The sequence below is a fragment of the Bradyrhizobium sp. LB13.1 genome (assembly GCF_054056815.1).
Map to the genome: position 1 here is coordinate 2,077,274 of NZ_JBSRYQ010000001.1, position 16,714 is coordinate 2,093,987.

General features: G+C 63.9%; 11 protein-coding genes and 3 pseudogenes. 11 read left to right on the top strand and 3 right to left on the bottom strand.

The window, feature by feature from the left end:
* The first annotated feature begins 125 nt into the window (after positions 1-125).
* Positions 126-1,290: pseudogene (locus ACVWYI_RS09740) on the top strand (winged helix-turn-helix domain-containing protein).
* Positions 1,291-1,363: 73 nt separating this feature from the next.
* Here the strand turns inward: ACVWYI_RS09740 and ACVWYI_RS09745 are convergent.
* Positions 1,364-1,804, bottom strand: coding sequence for a ribosomal maturation YjgA family protein (locus tag ACVWYI_RS09745; protein WP_354105222.1), 441 nt, complete (start codon positions 1,802-1,804; stop codon positions 1,364-1,366).
* 79 nt (positions 1,805-1,883) lie between these two features.
* Here ACVWYI_RS09745 and ACVWYI_RS09750 point away from each other — a divergent pair, with 79 nt between their 5' ends.
* On the top strand, positions 1,884-3,224 hold the full coding sequence (locus ACVWYI_RS09750) for an MFS transporter (RefSeq protein WP_456661832.1): 1,341 nt from the start codon (positions 1,884-1,886) through the stop codon (positions 3,222-3,224).
* Positions 3,225-3,285: 61 nt separating this feature from the next.
* Here ACVWYI_RS09750 and ACVWYI_RS09755 read toward each other — a convergent pair whose 3' ends face one another.
* Both ACVWYI_RS09755 and ACVWYI_RS09760 read right to left on the bottom strand, forming a co-directional pair.
* Positions 3,286-3,639, bottom strand: coding sequence for a type II toxin-antitoxin system PemK/MazF family toxin (locus ACVWYI_RS09755; RefSeq protein ID WP_456661833.1), 354 nt, complete (start codon positions 3,637-3,639; stop codon positions 3,286-3,288).
* Positions 3,640-3,794: 155 nt separating this feature from the next.
* Positions 3,795-4,097, bottom strand: a complete 303-nt coding sequence (locus tag ACVWYI_RS09760) for an antitoxin MazE family protein (RefSeq protein WP_456661834.1) — start codon at positions 4,095-4,097, stop codon at positions 3,795-3,797.
* A gap of 98 nt (positions 4,098-4,195) precedes the next feature.
* On the opposite strand from ACVWYI_RS09760, the gene ACVWYI_RS09765 reads away from it, so the two are divergent.
* The 9 genes and pseudogenes from ACVWYI_RS09765 to ACVWYI_RS09805 all read left to right on the top strand — a co-directional run bounded on the left by ACVWYI_RS09765 (position 4,196) and on the right by ACVWYI_RS09805 (position 16,611).
* Positions 4,196-5,302 (top strand): efflux RND transporter periplasmic adaptor subunit, encoded by a 1,107-nt coding sequence (locus ACVWYI_RS09765; RefSeq protein ID WP_456661835.1) that lies wholly within the window; start codon positions 4,196-4,198, stop codon positions 5,300-5,302.
* Positions 5,303-5,481: 179 nt separating this feature from the next.
* Positions 5,482-8,620 (top strand): annotated as a pseudogene (locus tag ACVWYI_RS09770) (efflux RND transporter permease subunit).
* Between the two features lie 35 nt (positions 8,621-8,655).
* Complete coding sequence (locus ACVWYI_RS09775; protein ID WP_456661836.1) at positions 8,656-9,255, top strand: TetR/AcrR family transcriptional regulator; 600 nt, start codon at positions 8,656-8,658, stop codon at positions 9,253-9,255.
* A gap of 89 nt (positions 9,256-9,344) precedes the next feature.
* Positions 9,345-9,968, top strand: coding sequence for a flavin reductase family protein (locus tag ACVWYI_RS09780; protein ID WP_247340480.1), 624 nt, complete (start codon positions 9,345-9,347; stop codon positions 9,966-9,968).
* A 177-nt stretch (positions 9,969-10,145) separates the two neighbouring features.
* A pseudogene (locus ACVWYI_RS09785) lies at positions 10,146-12,414 on the top strand (acyl-CoA dehydrogenase).
* Positions 12,414-13,697: an acetyl-CoA C-acetyltransferase gene (locus tag ACVWYI_RS09790; RefSeq protein WP_456661837.1), complete on the top strand. Its 1,284-nt coding sequence runs from the start codon at positions 12,414-12,416 to the stop codon at positions 13,695-13,697. Before ACVWYI_RS09785 ends, ACVWYI_RS09790 begins: the two are co-directional and overlap by 1 nt.
* 2 nt (positions 13,698-13,699) lie before the next feature.
* On the top strand, positions 13,700-15,796 hold the full coding sequence (locus ACVWYI_RS09795) for a 3-hydroxyacyl-CoA dehydrogenase NAD-binding domain-containing protein (protein WP_456661838.1): 2,097 nt from the start codon (positions 13,700-13,702) through the stop codon (positions 15,794-15,796).
* A gap of 22 nt (positions 15,797-15,818) precedes the next feature.
* Positions 15,819-16,229 carry an acyl-CoA thioesterase gene (locus ACVWYI_RS09800; protein WP_247440721.1) on the top strand — a complete coding sequence of 137 codons (411 nt, stop codon included), beginning with the start codon at positions 15,819-15,821 and terminating at the stop codon, positions 16,227-16,229.
* A gap of 190 nt (positions 16,230-16,419) precedes the next feature.
* Positions 16,420-16,611 carry a hypothetical protein gene (locus ACVWYI_RS09805; RefSeq protein WP_024341426.1) on the top strand — a complete coding sequence of 64 codons (192 nt, stop codon included), beginning with the start codon at positions 16,420-16,422 and terminating at the stop codon, positions 16,609-16,611.
* Positions 16,612-16,714: the final 103 nt, after the last annotated feature.

Here is a 16,714-nt window from a genome sequence, read left to right on the forward strand (position 1 = left end):
GATGAAATAGGCGCGAGGCGCGCCCATCGACCGCGCTGTCAGCAGTTGGCAGCGCGTTTTTTCTTTGGCCGATGCTTTGCCGTCTCCTTTCTCCCGGCGCGAATTCCGCTACATTCCTTCCCGCAATGTCCCGCGCGCCCAAACCGATTCCACTCACCACGACACAGGCCCGGCAGATCTGGCTTCATGCCCAGCGGCTGGATGAGCGCGCGCCGTTCGGAGGCGGGGCGCAGGCCGTCGCCGACGCAGTCGCCCATCTCGGCTATGTACAGATCGACACCATCAACGTGATCGAGCGCTGCCATCACCACATCCTGTTCAGCCGCATCCCGTCCTACCGCCGCGCCGATCTGCGCCACGCCCAGAGCGTGGACAGAAGCGTCTTTGAATATTGGACGCATGCGCTCTCTTACGTGCCGGCCGGCGACTTCCGCTTCTTCCTGCCGGCCATGCGCGAGCACCGCCGCGAGGGGCACAAATGGTTCGCCTCGGTGATGCCTGCCGACATGCGCAAGGTGATGCGGCTGGTGCGCGCCGGCCCGCTGACGATCCGCGACATCGAGGACGACGTGCTCACCGAGAAGGAGCATCTCTGGCAGAGCCGAAAACCCTCGAAGCGGGCGTTGCAACTCGCCTTCTATACGGGGGCCGTGACCATCAGCGAGCGCCAGGGTCATGCTCAAGACCTATGAGCTGATGACGCGCCATTTCGGCTGGGACAAGCTGCCGAAGCCGGCCTCGACCAAGGACATCACGGCCTATCTGCTCGACCGCGCGCTGCGGTCGCAGGGCGTGGTGAGCCTCGATTCGATCTGCCATCTCGACGCGCCGCGCAAGGCGGCGGTGGCGGGCCTGATCGCCTCGCGCGCCCGCCGTGGCGAACTCGTGCCCGTGACGATCGACCGTGCCGGCAAGCAGGAGCACTGGGCACAGCCGGCAGCGCTCGAGCCGGGCGAGCGCGCGTCCTCCGATCTCGTCCACATCCTCTCGCCGTTCGATCCGCTGATCATCCAGCGCAAGCGCACCAATCTCTTCTTCGGCTACAACCATCTGTTCGAGGCCTATGTGCCCAAGGCGAAACGCAAGCTCGGCTATTTCGCGCTCCCCGTGCTGGTCGGCGACGAAATCGTCGCCGCGCTCGATCTGAAGACCGACCGGCAGGCGAAGAAGCTGCTGATGCAGAAATGGACCTGGGTCGGGCAGGGCAAGAAGACGGCGGCGCGCAAGGAGCTGAAGCAGAAGATCGAGGAGGAGCTCGATCGTTTCGAGAAGTTTCAGCTGGCGGAGTGAGGATGTCGTCGTAAGCCGGATTGGCGCAGCGTAATCCTCCACTGTCTATTTCCGCGCAAGCGAAGGTGGTGGGTTACGCCTTCGGCTGACCCACCCTACGCATCGCGATGAATCGATCAATCCAAACGCCGAACGCAATCCCGACACCGTACGCCAGCAAATTCCACAGCGAGAAGATGCGCCCCAAGAGCAGCGCCCCGGCTGTGGTCAGCCTGAACGCATCGAGCCACGGCGTATGCACCTGCCGGGAAAACTCGACGACGACCGCGATCACCATCGCGATGGCCGCGATCTGCGCTGGTGGCAGCCGCGGCAGCAAAACGCCCGCCAGCAGAAACACCATCGTTGCCCACAGCAGCGAGCCGCCGTACTTCACCACGAAGGCGGGCAGGCCGAGCGGAAAACCGTACCAGCGCAGGGACAGCCCGCAGACGATCACCGCCAGCGCCAGCCCGGCGCGGATCAGGGATGTCCGTAACGGCGCAACAGGTTTATCCGGCTGCGCCCCTTGCATTGCTCGCTCCATTGACTCTTGGCCGATCATGCTCAAAACCGCTCTCAGCCAATAAAAGCAACAACCCCGGGGGGAAGCCATGAGCCAGACCACGACCTATGCCGGTTCGACCGGCGGCGCCAAGAGCGAAATCGAGGCCTCGACGATTCGCGCTATCTCCTGGCGCCTGATTCCGTTCCTGGTGCTGGCCTACTTCTTCTCCTATCTCGACCGCGTCAATCTCGGCTTCGCTGCGCTGACCATGAATGCCGAGCTGAAGTTCACGCCGCTGATCTTCTCCTGGGGCGCCGGCATCTTCTTCATCGGCTATTTCATCTTCGAGGTGCCGAGCAATCTGGCGCTGGAGAAATTCGGCGCCAGCCGCTGGATCGCCCGCATCATGGTGACCTGGGGCATCATCTCGGGGCTGATGGCGCTCACGAGCGGTGTCACGAGCTTCTACGTCCTGCGCTTCCTGCTCGGCGTCGCCGAAGCCGGCTTCTTCCCCGGCATCATCCTCTATCTCACCTATTGGTATCCGGCCGAATATCGCGCCCGCTTTCTCGCGGCCTTCGCCATCGCCGTTCCGGTCTCGACCGTGATCGGTGCGCCGGTCTCGGGCCTGCTGCTCGGACTTGACGGTGCGATGGGGCTGAAGGGCTGGCAGTGGCTGTTCATCATCGAGGGCATTCCTTCCGTGCTGCTCGGCATCGTCACCTGGTTCTATCTCACCGACAGGCCGGAAAAGGCGGACTGGCTCTCTGCCGAGCAGAAGACCTGGCTCAAGTCCAGGCTCGATTCGGAAGTCGCGGCCAAGCAGGCGGTGAAGCATCTGTCGCTCGGCGAGGCCTTGTCGTCGCCGAAGGTGATCGCGCTCAGCCTGGTCTATTTCGGCTTCGTCGGCGCGCTCTACGGCATGCAGTTCTGGCTGCCGCAGTTCGTCAAGGCGTTCGGCCTCACCAATGCGCAGACCGGCTTCGTCACCGCGATCCCATATCTGTTCGGCACCATCGCGATGATCCTGTGGGCGCGGCACTCGGACGCCACGCGCGAGCGCGTGATGCATGTCGGCGCGCCGCTGCTGCTTACCGCCGCTGCGCTTGCCGTCTCCTCCTATCTCACCGATCCCACCATGACGATGGTGGTGCTGACTGTCGCCGCGATCGGGGTGTTCTGCTGCTTCGGCGTGTTCTGGACCCTGCCGACCGCCTGGCTCTCCGGCACGGCGGCGGCCGGCGGCATCGCCCTGATCAACTCGATCGGCAACCTCGCCGGCTTCGGCGGTCCCTACCTGATCGGCTGGGTCAAGGAAGCCACCGGCCAGACCTCGACCGGCTTGTTGGTGCTGGCGGTCTTGCCTCTGCTCGCCGGCATCCTGGTGTTCATCGGCGGCCACGACAGCAAGCACGAGTTCGCCGAACAGGGGCGGCGAGGGGGCTGATATTCCGGGGTGGTCCTTCGGACCGTCCTGGAAGGGCGAAGCTGCTCCGGCGCACGGATCGCTAACCTGTGCCGCGGGATTTTTGTGAGCCAGCCAGCCCGAGAAACACCAGCATGGCGCGATTGAGGCGCAACAGATCCTCGTCGTCGAGCCGCCCGATCAGCATGCCCATCTTGGGTTTCGGTACCGTGGTGATCTTGTCGACCATCAGGCGGCATGCCACTCGGAGGCCGTTGCGATCGTTCGGTTCGACCTGCAATCTGAAGAGTGGTGCCTCAGTTTCGAATGTTGTTATTGGGCAAACCGTGATCGATTCCGTTGCGTCAAAATCGTCGTCTTGCACGACGATGACCGGACGCGGTTTCCCTCCGTAGTCCTTTGCGCCTGCTGCTGTCCAAACTTCGCCTCTCTTCATTGGGTTCGTGAACCGCCATGCTGGGCACGCTCAGTTGCTGTACCTTCGTCCGCGCGCAGATGAATTTCAGTGGGAGCGAGTTTGGGCCAAAGCCTGCTGCGAAACTGTTTCGGGCCTGAGGCCCTGCCGACGAGATTCCCTGCGCTGTTCACAGGTTATTCTGTCTCGCCAGGCCAGTCGGAGATCGCATCGACGAAAGCCTGATCCTCAGCCTCATGCGGGGTCGATGCGACCGCCAATGATTGGCGATGGGCTTCCGCCTTGAAAGAGGCTGAACGTACATCCGGAACCCAGATCTGGATCGGACGGAGCCCCTGCGCGCGTAGCCGTTCTCGATGCTCGCGGACCTTCGCTCGCGACGACTTCGGCTTAGAAGAGGACGGCATAGTTCCCTCCGTTCGGTTACATGTAACCATATCAGACGAAGGGAGTTCCGCCAATCCACGGAATCTTACCATCCCTTAACGATCACGCTTTCCTGATGACTGACGATTATTGACTTTCATCAGTGATTAGTCGACATTCCTCTCATTGCAAGCCGCAGGAGTGTTCTCCGATGTTCGTCCGGTCAGTTTTGTCGAGCTATTCCAAGCTGTTGGCGGGTGTGTCGCTGGCGTTGATGGCTGCCGCCCTCGGCGGGTGCAATGACACCGTTGCTGAAAAGGCCGAGCCGCCGCGGCCGGTTCTGGTCGCAACGGTCCATTATGATGCCGAAACGCCGGAGCGCAGCTTCGTCGGCACGGTCAGGCCGCGGATCGAGAGCGATCTCGGTTTTCGCGTCGCCGGCAAGGTTGCCAAGCGCCTGGTCGAGGTCGGCCAGACCGTCGAGATCGGCCAGCCGCTCGCGACCCTCGATGAGATCGACCTGAAGCTCCAGGCTGAGCAAGCGGTAGCCGAGCAAACCGCTGCGACCGGCGTGCTGGCTCAGGCCGCCGCCGCCGAGCAGCGCGCCAAGGATTTGAAGGCCAAGGGCTGGACCACCGACGCCCAACTCGACCAGAGCCGCGCTTCCGCCGATGAGGCGCGCGCGCGCCTGAATCGGGCCGAGCGCTCGGTCGAACTGACCAATAATTCCCTATCCTACGCGACGCTCAACGCCGACGCCCGTGGTGTCGTCACCGCAACGCTGATCGAGCCAGGCCAGGTGGTTGCCGCAGGCCAGACCTCGATCCGTGTCGCCCGCTTTGCCGAAAAGGAAGCGGTCGTCGCGATCCCTGAGACGCTGGTCGGACGTGCCAAGTCGGGCGCCGCCAGCGTCACTCTTTGGTCGGAGCCGGGCAAGAAATATACGGCCAAGCTGCGCGAGATCGCGCCGACCGCGGATTCCGCCACGCGCACCTATCTCGCAAAATTCTCGCTGCCCGAGGCCGACGACAAGGTTTCGCTCGGCATGACCGCGACGCTGACGCTGTCGGATGCCGCGACCGAGCGCGTCGCGCGGTTGCCGCTGTCGGCGCTGTTCAACGAAGGCGGCAAGCCGTCCTTCTTCGTCGTCGACGACAACGGCGCGGTCACGCTGAAGCCGGTCGCGGTGAAGTCCTACGAGAGCAACGACGTCGTCATCAGCGGCGGTGTCGAAGAGAGCGCCAAGATCGTCGCCCTCGGCGTTCAGAAGCTCGATCCGGGCCAGAGGGTGCGGATCGTATCGTCACTGTCCTTTTAAGTCTCGTTTACGAGTTACGTCGTGTGAGGTGAGTTTCGGCCTAAGCGCAAATGCTGGGGCTGAAGCGGCGAAGCGATCCAGAACCTGCCCAGCCCCCTGGATTGCTTCGCTGCCTCGCGACGACGCGTTGAACAGAGTAGCTGCCTTTTTTTGCAACCGGATCATCTTTGGAGAGTGCGATGAAGCGCTTCAACCTTTCGGCCTGGGCCGTCAGCCATCCGACCCTGGTCCTGTTCCTCATGGTCATACTCGGCATCGCCGGGTTCTTCTCCTATCAGAAGCTCGGCCGTGCCGAGGATCCGTTCTTTACGGTGAAGGTGGTCAACGTCTCCGTGATCTGGCCGGGCGCGACCGCGCAGGAAATGCAGGCTCAGGTCGCCGATCCCATCGAGAAGAAGATCCAGGAGCTGCCCTACTTCGAGAAGGTGCAGACCTATTCCAAGCCCGGCTTCACCGCGCTCCAGGTGACCTTCCGCGATTCCACGCCGCCGAAGGATGTGCCGTATCTCTTTTATCTGCTGCGCAAGAAGCTGGTCGACGTGCAGGCCCAATTGCCCGCAGGGATTCTGGGCCCCGTTGTCAACGACGAGTTCTCCGACGTCGATTCGATCCTCTACATGATGACCGGCGACGGCGCCGATTATGCGCAGCTCAAGAAGGTCTCGGAGGGTTTTCGGCAGCGCCTCCTGAAGGTGCCCGGCGTGACCAAGGTCGACGTCTACGGCAACCAGGATGAGCGCATCTTCGTCGAGTTCTCGCACGCCAAGCTCGCCACCCTCGGCATCACGCCGCAGGCGCTGTTCGATTCGCTCGCCAAGCAGAACAACGTGACCCCGGCCGGCACGGTCGAGACCTCGTCGCAGCGCGTGCCGCTGCGCGTCACCGGTGCGCTCGACGGCGCCAAGGCCGTGGCCGAGACCCCGGTCGAGAGCAATGGCCGCGTGTTCCGCCTCGGCGACATCGCTACTGTCACCCATGGCTATGTCGACCCGCCGAGTTTCATCGTGCGCCAGGAAGGCAAGGCCGCGATCGGCATCGGTGTCGTCACCGCCAAGGGCGCCAACATCCTCGATCTCGGCAAGGAGGTCGAGAAGGCGACGGCTGAATTCATGAAGGCGGTGCCGCAGGGCGTCGACGTCAAGCTGATCGCCGACCAGCCCAAGGTGGTCGAGCACGCCGTCGGCGAGTTCGTGCACTCCTTCATGGAAGCCCTCGTCATCGTGCTGTTCGTGTCGTTCCTGGCGCTCGGCTGGCGCACCGGCATCGTGGTCGCGCTGTCGGTGCCCTTGGTGCTCGGCATCGTCTTCGTCGTCATGAACACGATGTCGCTCGACCTGCACCGCATCACGCTGGGAGCGCTGATCATCGCGCTCGGCCTGCTCGTCGATGACGCCATCATCGCGGTCGAGATGATGGTGGTGAAGATGGAGCAGGGTTGGGACCGCATGCGTGCGGCGTCTTTTGCCTGGGAATCCACTGCGTTTCCGATGCTCACGGGAACGCTGGTCACGGCCGCTGGCTTCCTCCCCATCGGCTTTGCCAATTCCGCGGTCGGCGAATATGCCGGCAGCATCTTCTGGATCGTGGCGATTGCGCTGGTCGCGTCCTGGTTCGTGGCGGTGATCTTCACGCCCTATATCGGCGTCATGCTGCTGCCCAACATCAAGGTGCACCATAATCACGATCCGCACGCGGTCTACGAGACCCGCATGTATCGGGGCCTGCGTGCCATCGTGCAATGGTGCGTCAACCACCGCATCACCGTGGTGGTCGCGACCGTCGGCGTTTTCATCGCCTCGATCGTCGGATTCGGCCACGTCCAGCAGCAATTCTTCCCGCTGTCCGAGCGCCCCGAACTGTTCCTCCAGCTTCGCCTGCCCGAGGGCACCGCCTTCAACGTCACGGAAAAGGCGGTGAAGAAGGCCGAGACGCTGCTCAAGGACGACAAGGACATCGAGACCTATACGGCCTATGTCGGGCAGGGCTCGCCGCGCTTCTGGCTCGGCCTCAATCCGCAGCTTCCGAACGAGGCTTTTGCCGAAATCGTTATCGTCGCAAAGGGCGTCGAGGCGCGCGAGCGCATCAAGGCCAAGCTTGAAAACGCCGTCGCCGACGGCGCGCTCAACGAGGCCCGCGTGCGCGTCGACCGCTTCAATTTCGGTCCCCCGGTCGGCTTTCCCGTGCAGTTCCGCGTGATCGGCCCCGACGCCAACAAGGTGCGCGAGATCGCCTACCAGGTCCGCGACGTCATGCGGCAGAACAAGAGCGTCAAGGACGTCCAGCTCGACTGGAACGAGCAGTCGCCTTACCTCAAGCTCGTCGTCGACCAGGATCGCGCCCGCGCCATGGGCCTGACCCCGCAGGACGTGTCGCAGGCACTGTCGATGCTGATCTCGGGCTCACAGGTGACGACCGTGCGCGACGGTATCGAGAAGGTGGCCGTGGTCGCCCGTGCGATCCCGTCCGAACGCCTCGACCTCGGCGGCGTCGGTGATCTCACCATCACCTCGCGTAACGGCGTTGCCGTGCCGCTCCAGCAGATCGCCAAGATCGAATACGGCCACGAGGAGCCGATCATGTGGCGGCGCAATCGCGACATGGCGATCACTGTGCGCTCCGACGTCGTCGACGGCGTGCAGGCGCCTGACGTCACCGGCCAGATCACGCCGAAGCTGAAGGCGATCACGGACAACCTCGAGCCGGCCTACCGCATCGAGGCGGGCGGCGCGTTCGAGGAATCCGCCAAGGGTAACGCCTCGATCTTCGTTCTCTTCCCGCTGATGGTCATGGTGATGCTGACGCTGCTGATGTTCCAGCTTCAGAGCTTCTCCCGCTTGATCCTGGTGTTTTTAACCGCACCCCTCGGTATCGTCGGGCGCCTCCCTCGGGCTCAACATCGCCAACGCTCCGTTCGGCTTCGTGGCGCTGCTCGGCCTGATCGCGCTCGCCGGCATGATCATGCGCAACGCGGTGATCCTGGTCGACCAGATCGAGACCGACGTTTCTCATGGCTTGACCCGTCGCGAGGCGATCGTAGAGGCCACTGTCCGCCGTGCCCGACCGGTGGTGCTGACGGCGCTCGCCGCCATCCTCGCCATGATCCCGCTGTCGCGCTCGGCGTTCTGGGGCCCGATGGCGATCACCATCATGGGCGGACTGTTCGTTGCGACCTTCCTGACGCTGCTGTACCTGCCGGGCCTCTACGCCCTCTGGTTCCGCAAGAGCCTGGATGAGGCAGGCACCCCCGAGCAGCCCGCCGCACCGCAGCATGGGAGCGATGACGAGCACGCAATTCCGCTTGCTGAGGCGGCTGAATAAGTGAAGATGAACTGCTGATTGACGAGTCCTGACAGATGACACTGGTTTCGGAACATATCGAAGGCGACACCCGGGATCGTATTCTCGAGGTGGCCGAACGGCTGTTCCGCCAGATCGGCTATCTCAAGACCACGGTCGGGGACATCGCCAAGGAGCTCAAGATGAGCCCCGCCAACGTCTATCGCTTCTTCGAATCGAAGAAGGCGATTCATCAGGCGGTGGCCCGCTCGCTGATGTGCGAGGTCGAACTGGAAGCGCAGCGGATCGTGGCGAGGCCGGGTCCGGTACTCCCGCGCTTCCGTGAGCTGCTCTCCACCATCCATCGCATGAACACCGAGCGCTATGTCGGCGATTCCAAGTTGCACGAGATGGTCGAGATCGCGATGCAGGAGGACTGGGACGTCTGCGTCAACCACATGGAGTGCATTGCCGGGGTCATCGGCCAGATGATCGCGCAAGGCTCGGCCTCCGGCGAGTTCGAGGCGCCGGACCTGAAACTGGCCGCGCTCTGCGCCTGCACCGCGATGATGCGCTTCTTCCACCCCCAGATGATCGCCCAGTGCGCCACCAAGCCGGGTCCGACCATCGACCAGATGATCGATTTCGTCATCGCGGGATTGTCCCCGCGGCACTGACGCGGCGGCGGATTTCCTCCTATAAGCAGGCCGACGTAGGCCGGATGGGTTCGCTCCATCCGGGCACAAGGACCGGGGGAAAAGCCAGCGTGACCGACAAAGACCTGCACTTCTACGAGCCCGCCAAGGGCCACGGCCTCAAACATGATCCCTTCAACGCGATCGTCGCGCCGCGGCCGATCGGCTGGATTTCGTCGCGCGACACCAACGGCCACGTCAATCTCGCGCCCTACAGCTTCTTCAACGCGTTCTGCTACGTGCCGCCGATCATCGGCTTCTCCTCCACCAACTGGAAGGACACCGTCGCGAACATCCAGCAGACCGGCGAGTTCGTCTGGAATCTCGCCACCATGGACCTGGCCAGGCACATGAACGCGACCGCCGCCCACGTCGGGCCTGAGGTCGACGAGTTCAAGATTGCAGGCCTGACCGCCGTGCCCGGCAAGCTCGTCAACGTGCCACGCGTCGGCGAAAGCCCGGTCGCCTTCGAATGCAAGGTGGCGGATATCGTCCGCCTCAAGGGCGCTGACGGCAAGGAAGCCAATGCCTGGCTGACGCTCGGCGAAGTCGTTGCCGTCCACATCGACAAGGCCATGATCAAGGACGGCGTCTATCAGACCGCCGCCGCCCGCCCGATTGTCCGCGCCGGCCGCAGCGGTGATTATTTCGAGATCAAGCCGGAAAACATGTTCGAGATGGTGCGACCGGATTAGCCCGGCCGACCTCGTCGCCTAGCCCCTCCCGGAACTGCCACCACGCCCCGGCCGTTATAGCCTCTGGGCGGCCGCCCGGCCGCGTCAATTCGCGTATTTTCGCAGGCGAAGTGTCCACCTCCGCCGGCCACTTTCCGCTAAAATGCCCGACAACCGCGCCGATGCACGAGGTCCGCTATGAGTTTCCGCCGTGATACCATCACAAAGCCGATCTTCTCCTGGGCGCGCGGCGTGCTGCCGGCGATGTCGGACACCGAGCGGGAGGCGCTGGAGGCCGGCGACGTCTGGTGGGACGCCGATCTCTTCACCGGCAACCCTGATTGGTCGAAGCTGCTGAAGGTCCCGCAGGCAACGCTGACCGAACAGGAGCGGGCCTTTCTCAACGGCCCCGTCGACGAGCTCTGCGCCATGCTCGACGAGTGGAAGATCTTTTGGGAATTGCGCGACCTGCCGCAGGACGTGTGGGCCTTCATCAAGCGCGAAAAATTCTTCGGCATGATCATTCCGAAAGAGTTTGGCGGTCTCGGTTTTTCGCCCTATGCGCATTCGGAAGTGGTGCGCAAGATCTCGACCCGGTCGATCGCCGCCGCGGTGACGGTGATGGTGCCGAACTCGCTGGGCCCCGGCGAGCTCCTGATGCACTTCGGCACCAAGGAGCAGCAGCAGCGCTGGCTGCCGCGTCTTGCCGACGGCCACGACATTCCCTGCTTCGGTCTCACCAGCCCGGAAGCCGGATCCGATGCGGCCTCGATGATCGACACCGGCATCATCTGCAAGGGCGATTTCGAGGGCCGCGAGGTCATCGGCCTCAGGCTCAACTGGCACAAGCGTTACATCACGCTCGGTCCCGTCGCGACGCTCTTGGGCCTCGCCTTCAAAGCCTATGACCCCGATCATCTCGTCGGCGATCAGGAACAGCTCGGCATCAGCGTCGCGCTGATCCCGACCGATCTGCCCGGCGTCGAAATCGGCCATCGCCATCTGCCGTCGATGCAGGTGTTCCAGAACGGCCCGAACCGGGGCCACGACGTCTTCATCCCGCTCGACTATGTCATCGGCGGCCAGGAGCGGCTGGGGCAGGGCTGGAAGATGCTGATGACGGCGCTCGCCGCCGGCCGCGGCATCTCGCTGCCATCGCTGTCCGCGGCCGGCGCCGCCTATGCCGCCCGCACCACCGGCGCCTATGCCCGCATCCGCGAGCAGTTCGGCATCTCCATCTCCAAGTTCGAGGGCGTCGAGGAGCCGCTCGCCCGCATCGTCGCGACCGCCTATCAGCTCGACGCGGCACGGCGGCTCACTTGCGCCGCGCTGAATGCCGGCATCCACCCCGCCGTCATCTCGGGCATCATGAAGCTGCACGCGACCGAGCGGATGCGCACCGCGGTCGACGACGCCATGGACATCCATGGCGGCAAGGCCGTGATCGACGGTCCGCAAAACTATCTCGGCAATCTCCACCGCGCCGTCCCGGTCGGCATCACCGTCGAGGGTGCCAATATCCTCACCCGCAATCTCATCGTGTTCGGGCAGGGCGCCATCCGTGCGCATCCTTATCTGCTCGACGAGATGAATGCGCTTGCCGATACCGACCGTGAACGCGGGCTCACCGCCTTCGACAAGGCGTTCTGGAAACATGTCGGCCATAGTTTCGAGACGCTGTTGCGCGCCTTCGGCCGGAGCTGGACCTTCGGTGCCTTCGCGCCAGCGCCCGATGCGGGCGACGCCACGCCGTTCTATCGCCAGCTCTCACGCTATTCGGCGGCGTTTGCACTCTGCGCCGACATGGCGCTGCTCACGCTCGGCGGCGCGCTCAAGCGCAAGGAGATGCTGTCGGCGCGCTTCGGCGACATCCTGTCCGAGCTGTATCTGCTCTCTGCCGCGCTCAAACGCTGGCAGGACGAGGGCCGGCAGAAGGAGGATTTTGCCGCGCTCGAATGGTGCATGGCGACGGGCTTCAAGACCATCGAGAACCGGCTCGCGGAGATACTCGCCAATCTGCCGAACCGCTTTGTCGCCGGTTTTCTCAAGCTGGTGGTCCAGCCGTTCGGCGCACGGGTGCTGGGTCCCTCCGACCGCGTCGTGCACCAATGCGCCAGCCTGGTGCTGGAGCCCTCGGCGGCGCGCGAGCGCCTTACGCCGGATCTTGCCCATGTCGATGACGACGGCGGCTTTGCCCGGCTGGAGCGCGCGTTCAAGCTGGTCGCAGGCAACGGACGCCATCGCCAAGCGCATGCGCGCGGCGCATATGAGCGACTGGAAGGATGCGGTCGCCAAGGGCGTGATCACGCAGGCTGAGGGCGAGCAGCTGGCCGCGGCTCGCGAAGCCGTCGCAAAAGTGATCGAGGTCGACGATTTTGCGCCGGAGGCGCTGTCGCCGATTTACAAGAAAACCGGCGACGTGCATCAGTTCTTCCAGGAACTCGGTGACCAAAGGGCGGCGAGCTGATGGCACGACCGGTATTCATCGTCGACGGCAGCCGAACGCCGTTTCTGAAAGCGCGTTCGGGGCCGGGGCCGTTCACGCCGGTCGATCTCGCCGTGCAATGCGGCCGGCCGCTGTTGGCGCGCCAGCCGTTTTCGCCTGATACCTTCGACCAGGTCATCCTCGGCTGCGTCAACGTGATCGCGGACGAGATGAACCCGGCCCGCGTCGCCGCGCTTCGGCTCGGCATGGGCGAGGACATGGTCGCCTTCACCGTGCAGATCAATTGCGGCTCCGGCATGCAGTCGATCGACACCGCCTACCGCTACATCCGCGAAGGTCATGCCGACATGATCCTCGCCGGCGGCACCGAGGCCTTGAGTCATGCGCCGCTGGTCTGGCCGAATTCCGGCGTGCGCTGGTTCGCCGGCCTTGCCACCGCCAAGGGCGTGGCCGCGAAGCTTGCCGCTGCTTTCAAATTGCGGCCGCGCTATCTCAAGCCGATCATCGGGCTTGAGCGTGGGCTGACCGATCCCATTACCGACCTGAACATGGGCCAGACCGCCGAGGTCGTTGGCCATCTCTTCGGCATCACCCGCGCCCAGTCCGACGCTTACGCCGCCGAGAGCCATCGCCGGCTTGCGCATGCGCAGACGTCGGGTTTTCTGAAGGGCGAGGTCGAGACCGCATTCTCCCGCGACGGCAAGTTCTTCGACCATGACGATGGCGTGCGGCCGGACTCGTCGTCCGAGACGCTGGCAAAACTGAGACCGGTGTTCGAGCGTCCCTGGGGCCAGGTCACCGCCGGCAATTCCTCGCAGATCACCGACGGTGCGTCCTGGGTGATCCTGGCTTCCGACGAAGCGGTCGCCAAGTACAAGCTGACGCCGAAGGCGGTTATCGTCGACAGCAACTGGGCCGCGCTCGATCCTTCTATCATGGGGCTCGGCCCCGTGATGTCGACAACGCCGCTACTGAAGCGCAACAACCTCACCATCAAGGATGTCGAGACCTGGGAATTGAACGAGGCCTTCGCCACGCAAGTGCTCGGCTGCCTTGCCGCCTGGAATGACGACAAATTCTGCCGCGAGATTTTGCGGCTCGACGGCGCGGCCGGCGAGATCGACCGCGAAAAGCTAAATGTCGACGGCGGCGCCATCTCGCTGGGGCATCCCGTCGGCACCTCCGGCAACCGCATCGTGCTGCATCTGGTCAATGCGATGAAGCGGCTCGGCACGCGGCGTGGCGTTGCTACTGAGTGCATCGGCGGCGGACTCGGCGGCGCCATGCTGATCGAGGCGGTGTGACCATGGATTCCAGGATCATGACCGCGCTCGGCGATCGCGTCCTCACGCTCGGGCCGAAGCCGGCGTCAGACAGTCCCTACAAGAACTTCAAGCTGACGCGCGATGCCGACGGTGTCGCCTGGCTGCTGTTCGACCGCGCCGATGCCAGCGCCAACACGCTGTCCTCGGATGTGATGGAGGAGTTCGACACCGTGCTCGCGGCGATCGAGACCGAGCGTCCTGCCGGTCTCGTGATCCGCTCCGCAAAACCGTCCGGCTTCATTGCCGGTGCCGACGTCAACGAATTCCGCGGCGCCAACGATCCCGCAATGGTGGAGATACGGATCCGCGCCGCGCATGCGGTGGTCGATCATCTGGAGGCGCTGAGGCTGCCGACCGTCGCTGTCATCCATGGTTTCTGTCTCGGCGGCGGGCTCGAGGTCGCGCTCGCCTGCCAATCGCGTATCGCCATCGACGGCGCGCGCTTCGGCTTTCCGGAGGTGATGCTCGGCCTGCATCCTGGTCTCGGCGGCACAGCGCGTTTCACCGCGCTGGTCAATCCGGCCCAGTCGATGGCCCTAATGCTGACGGGCCGCACCATCGACGCGCGCCGCGCCAAATCGCTCGGCCTCGTCGACACCGTGACGCAGGAGCGCCATGTCAGCAATGCGGTGAAGGATGCGCTGTTTGGCCGGTTGAAGCGGGCGCGCCCGGGGATTCTCAGCCGCGCCGCCAATTTCGGACCGGTGCGGGGGCTCCTTGCCAGGCGCATGCGCGGCGAAGCTGCGAAGGCTGCGTCCCGCGAGCACTATCCCGCGCCTTACGCGCTGATCGATCTCTGGGAGACCCATGGCGGCAGCAAAGCCGCGATGCTCAGGGCAGAGCAGGCCTCATTCGCCAAGCTGATGGTGACACCGACCGCGCAGAATTTGATCCGCGTGTTCTTCCTGCGCGAGCAGATGAAGAAGGCGGCAGGCCCCGGCAACACGGTCAAGCAGGTCCACGTGATCGGCGCTGGCGCCATGGGCGGCGACATCGCGGCCTGGTGTGCGGGGCAGGGGCTGCGCGTCTCGCTTGCCGACATGAAGGCGGAGCCGATCGCGGGCGCGGTCAAGCGCGCCGCCGATCTTTTTGGCAAGATCATCCGGAAACCCACCGATGTCCGCGACGCGCTCGATCGCCTTATCCCCGATCTGGACGGGGAGGGTGTCCGCAACGCCGATCTCATCATCGAGGCGGTGCCGGAAAAGCTGGAGCTCAAGCAGAACGTCTATGCGAGTATCGAGCCGAAGATGAAGCCGGGGGCGATCCTTGCGACCAACACTTCGAGCATTCCGCTCCAGGACCTGCGCACGACGCTGGCGCGGCCGGAACGCCTCGTCGGCCTGCATTTCTTCAACCCGGTGTCGCGGCTGCAACTGGTCGAAATCGTCAGCCATGACGGCAACGATGGGCAGGTGCTCAAGGAAGCGCTCGCCTTCGTCGGCGCCATCGACCGACTGCCGCTGTTCGTGAAAAGCTCGCCCGGCTTCCTCGTCAACCGCGCGCTGACGCCCTACATGCTGGAAGCGATGGTGATGCTGGACGAGAAGACCGACCAGCGCCTGATCGATGCCGCAGCCGAGCAGTTCGGCATGCCGATGGGGCCGATCGAACTGGCCGACCAGGTCGGGCTCGACATCTGCATTGATGTCGGCGACATGCTGCGCACCAAGTTCGGCGATCTGCTGCCGCCGACACCGGCCTGGCTGCGCGAGAAGGTCGCCAAGGGCGAACTCGGCCGCAAGACCGGCAAGGGTTTCTACACCTGGAAGGACGGCAAGGCGGAGAAGGCGCCCTTGCCGGAAACCGGCCCCCGCGTCACCGAGCAGATGATCGACCGGCTGGTGCTGCCGATGTCCAACGTCTGCGTCGCGGCGCTTCGCGAGGGTATCGTCGACGATGCCGACATGGTCGACGGCGCAATGATCTTCGGCACCGGTTATGCACCGTTCCGTGGTGGTCCGTTGAACTATGCGCGCACGCGTGGCGTGGAGAATGTCGTATCCACCTTGCGCGCGCTGGCCGGGAGATTCGGCGAGCGCTTTGCGCCGGATCCGGGCTGGGACAATTTCAAGTGAGCAAATTTCAAGTGAGAGAGGCATGAACGAACAAGCCAATACCGGGCCGAGCGGCGATCTCTGCATCCGCACGCTGGCGATGCCCGCCGACACCAATGCAAACGGCGACATCTTCGGCGGCTGGCTGCTCAGCCAGATGGATGTCGGCGGCGGCGTGTTTGCGTCAAAAGCCGCGAAGTCGCGCACGGTGACCGTCGCAATCGAAGCGATGAATTTTCGCAAAGCGGTCTATGTCGGCGATCTGGTTTCGGTCTATGCCAATCTCGTCCGCGTGGGCCGTACCTCGATGACCGTGCATCTCGAAGCCTGGGCGCTGCGGCGCAGGGAGCTCCAGCCGATCCTGGTGACCGACGGCAATTTCACTTACGTCTCGATCGACGACGACGGCCGTCCGCAAACGATCCAGAGAAACGATCCATCAATCGCGACGTAACCGCGCGCGACGCATGACCGCGCGGCGTTGCGCCTGCCATCGTCGCGTCTTCGCCAAGAACAAGTCATAAAATGGATGAGGTCCCGGCGTACTCAATTTCCCGTCGATTCGGGTGGAAACAGGCTGATTTGCTCAAGGAACCTTTGGGCACCGATGCCGTTATTTGCCCGCACTGAGGAATCTAAGGGCCATGCCGGACAGCTACATCATCGAAGTCAATTCGCAGACCGCAGGTATCGTCGTTCGTTCTCAAGGGGGCTACTGCTTCTTCGCCTCATCCCACCGCTTCAACCGCCTTGAAGGCCAGCTCTTCCGCAACGCCCGCGAAGCCGAGCGCGCCGCGCGCAAGCTGGTTAACGGTGATGTGAAGGAAGCGGCGTAGTAGTCCCGCTGGTCAGGGTCGCGCATAGCGCGAGAGGTAGGAATATTTTGCCGCGAACTCTGCCTTCCCTTCTCCCCTTTATGGGAGAAGGTGGCGCGAAGCG